Source organism: Marisediminitalea sp. (assembly GCF_984433645.1).
In genome coordinates, this window is sequence record NZ_CFIDRX010000273.1 from 1 (window position 1) to 3,553 (window position 3,553).

The 3,553-nt window shown below is 47.8% G+C and carries 2 protein-coding genes; one reads left to right on the top strand and one right to left on the bottom strand.

All coding sequences use genetic code 11. The annotated features are described in order from the left end of the window. Positions 1-2,360: DNA polymerase II (locus AC4MRN_RS20085; RefSeq protein ID WP_491204321.1), on the bottom strand; the 2,360-nt coding region annotated here is incomplete at its 3' end. Positions 2,361-2,505: 145 nt separating this feature from the next. On the opposite strand from AC4MRN_RS20085, the gene AC4MRN_RS20090 reads away from it, so the two are divergent. Beyond that, a complete protein-coding gene (locus AC4MRN_RS20090; RefSeq protein ID WP_491204322.1) occupies positions 2,506-3,528 on the top strand; it encodes an MBL fold metallo-hydrolase in 1,023 nt (340 codons plus the stop codon). The last annotated feature ends 25 nt before the right edge of the window (positions 3,529-3,553 follow it).

Consider the following 3,553-nt stretch of genomic DNA (forward strand, 5'->3'; position numbering starts at 1 on the left):
CCAATTTGCTGAGAGGCCATGGCGTCGAAGCTCTCGCCTATAGTTGGTAATATACTGTCCGCAATCGGCCTAATTTGCTTTTCTATATAGTGATCATAGTCCAGTGGGTGGGTTTGATATTCAGGTACTTGTGGCCCACCTGTAGTCATAACGTATCGCACGGCAGTGCGTTTTTGGTACTGTAACTGTTTGCCCAATGACTGGTTTTGTTCATCAGCTTGTTTAGCCGCTTTTACGTGAGGCGGCACTGATTTAGTGTACTCTGCAAGGGGCTTCCTCAACTGTTTGGTGTATACCAGTTGTGCGTCAAGTTTACCCTCACGGATATTGTTTACCGTTTCACTAATGTAGTCAGCGACTGGTTGTTCAGTGAAGACCAATTGATACAAGGTTTCCTGAAACATTTTAGCTAACAATGTCCAGTCTGAGCGAACGCTCTCGAGCCCCTTAAAGACAAGTTTAGCCTCGTCACCCTTGCGGATAACGCCTGCGTAGCGTTTTTTACTTCCAGCTTCTGAACCGCGAATAGTGGGCATAAAGAAGGTTTCAAAATGCGTCTCGAATTCAATTTCCAGCGCACACTCAAGCTCAAATTCTTGTTCTATTTTTTGGTGCCAACGCAAATTGATATCGTGTTGTAATTGTTTTCCGATGGCGACAGCATCGCTATCACTGTTGCAGTTCGCCAGGTGCACGAATGTGGAGTCGGTATCGCCGTAAATAACATCATAGCCATACTCGCGTATCCATTGTGCTGTGGTTTGCATGATAGCGTGCCCCCTTAAGGTAATAGAGCTGGCAAGCCGTGGGTCATAAAAGGGGCAACCGCCGCTACCCAACACCCCGTAGAATGAATTCATTAAGATTTTAATGGCTTGTGAGCGGGCGGCGTCTTTTTGTTGTTTGGCTTCATCACGCTGTTTCCACAAGCTGCTTATGATATCAGGCAGAAAGTGATTCTCGCGATGGAACACGGCGCCTTTAAATCCCGGAATGGCGTCATCGGGATGCTTGAGGCCTTCTACCAGTCCTAAGGGGTCTATTTTGAAGGTGCGGATAATTGAAGGGTAAAGGCTTTTAAAATCCAGCACCAATACATGTTTATAAAGGCCGGGCTTGGAACTCATGACATAACCGCCTGGGCTTGCCAGTCCGCCGTTTTCCGGCCTGTTGGGCGAAACATATCCGGCGCGGTGCAGTTTGGGTAAGTACAGATTGATAAATGAGGCTACTGAGCCTCCAGGTCGCCCAATGCGCATACCGGTTAGCTCGCTTCGAAGGATTAAAAAATCAATGAGATTTACCTTGTCAGCAATTTCGGTTACCAGTTTACAGTCCTCAAAATTGTATTGGGCAAGGCGAGGTTTGTCTTCATGAAAAAGCCGCTTGATGGTGCCCAGCTTATCGGTGTCGGTTATGAGCTTTTGCTTACCTAGCAATTGAGTGGCGACATTATCCAGCGTGAAATTGTCGAATTGATAGGTCATGGTTTTCAAACCTTCAATACCGTCAATGATGACTCGTCCGGGGATATCGACATAGGCACGACCGTCTTCAAACGTGCGAATGTCTAACGCTGTTTGCTCACGACCTATAACTAAAGATGTTCCGTGGCGTTTTGCTGCAGCGTGGAGTACGGGAAAATCGAATTGCTTGACGTTCCAACCAATAAATATATCAGGGTCGTAATGCTGTACTGAGTGAATAAATGCATCGAGCAATGCCTTTTCGTTTTCGCACCACACATACTCAAACGGATTACTCTCCGTTGATTCAAACTGATTGCCTGCATCACCAATGATCAATACCAGATTGCACATGGTTGATGCGATGCCAATAGAAAAGAGTTCACCATGCTCATTACACTCAATATCTACAGAGAACACGGTTAAGTGGCAGCGGTATTGTGCAGGCTTGATTCTGGCTTGCGTAACCGTGCTGCTGTTACGCTGAGGCACACCTTGGTATTGCACTCCCAATGTGACAAAGCGTTCCATTAAGTAGCGATCCGGCGTTTTTATATCAGCTTCAAAGAGGCATACTCCATATTCTGTGGCAGCTTTGCGCAATTGAGTTAGCTGCCTGCTTTGAGGGAGTTTTACGCTTGCGACTGGCTCGTGACCAAAGGTATACAGGTCGACTGGCGTTATTGTTACCGGTAACCCCAACCGTGCCGCACAATTGGATAGCGCGTCACTGTCTGTCTGTTTTATGAAGCATACCGATGATTCAGTGGGACTGAGCATCTTTACCGGGCCCTGTTCTGTCGCCAGCCATAATTCGATAAGCTCTTCATTACCGCGAAAAACGGTTCTCGCGGTCAGGATCATACCCTGGCCACCGACAAGCGAACGCGTCATTGTACAGCCCTTGTGAGGAATACTTGATTGCAGAGATATACGAAAATGTTAGCGATAATCATTAGCCAAAAAAATAGTTGTTGCGCCTATCAGGGGGAGACTCAGTGCTATACTGCCTGCTCAATAGTGTAACACGGTAATGTCGATGATAAGGTTAACTTCGCAAACCACACCAGCGTCAGGCGTGTGTACCCCACTGTGTGACGGTGTATGGTGGATACGTATGCCACTGCCGTTTGAGCTTGATCATATTAATCTGTATGTGCTTCAGGACAGTGACGGGATCTTTATTATTGATACTGGGTTAAGCAGTCGAAAAAGCAAGGCGATTTGGCAGACCTGTTTTGAGCAGTTTAAGCAGCCACTGAAAGGTGTGATCGTAACCCATATGCACCCTGATCACAGTGGTTTAGCGGGCTGGCTGTGTCGAGAATTTAACGTCCCGTTGTATATGAGCGCGTTGGAATATTTCGCCGCACGCAGTATCTTTGGACCGAATCCCGGTGCTGATCTGTCTACCGACAAACGGTATTTTCAGCGAGCGGGCGTCGATCAGAGCATTATCGAGCAACACGTGCGACCGCGAGACACCTATACCGAAGGTGTGGAACCGCTACCGTTGGCTTTCCATCGCTTGACTCAAGGACAAACCTTAAATATCGCCGGGCGAAGCTGGCAGGTCATGACCTTTGCCGGGCATTCGCCAGAGCATGTGTGCTTATACAATGCTACTGACAAGCTGTTGATTGGCGGCGATCAGATCCTGCCACAGATCTCGCCGAATATTGGTGTGTATAGTCAGGAGCCGGAAGCTAATCCCCTGACACACTATTTTGAAAGTTTAGCTGCTCTAGGGGATTTACCTTCAGATGTACTGGTGTTGCCATCACACAACGTGCCTTACACCGGGGTTTCATTCAGAGCGCAGCAGCTAAGGGAGCATCATGAAGCCCAGTTAGCTGCGTTGGTGTCGTTTTGTGAAGAGCCACAAACATTGGTTGCATGTTTGCCCGTCATGTACAAAAGGGATCTCAGTGGCCGGCATATGTTCTTCGCGGTCGCTGAGTGTTTATCTCACCTTAACTACCTGATGTACGCAGGACGCTTAACACGCCAGGTTACAGATGCCGGCGTGTATGTCTATCAGCACACCGGCCTGAAATCGTAATCGGCTTTTCGAAGTCACATGTGTT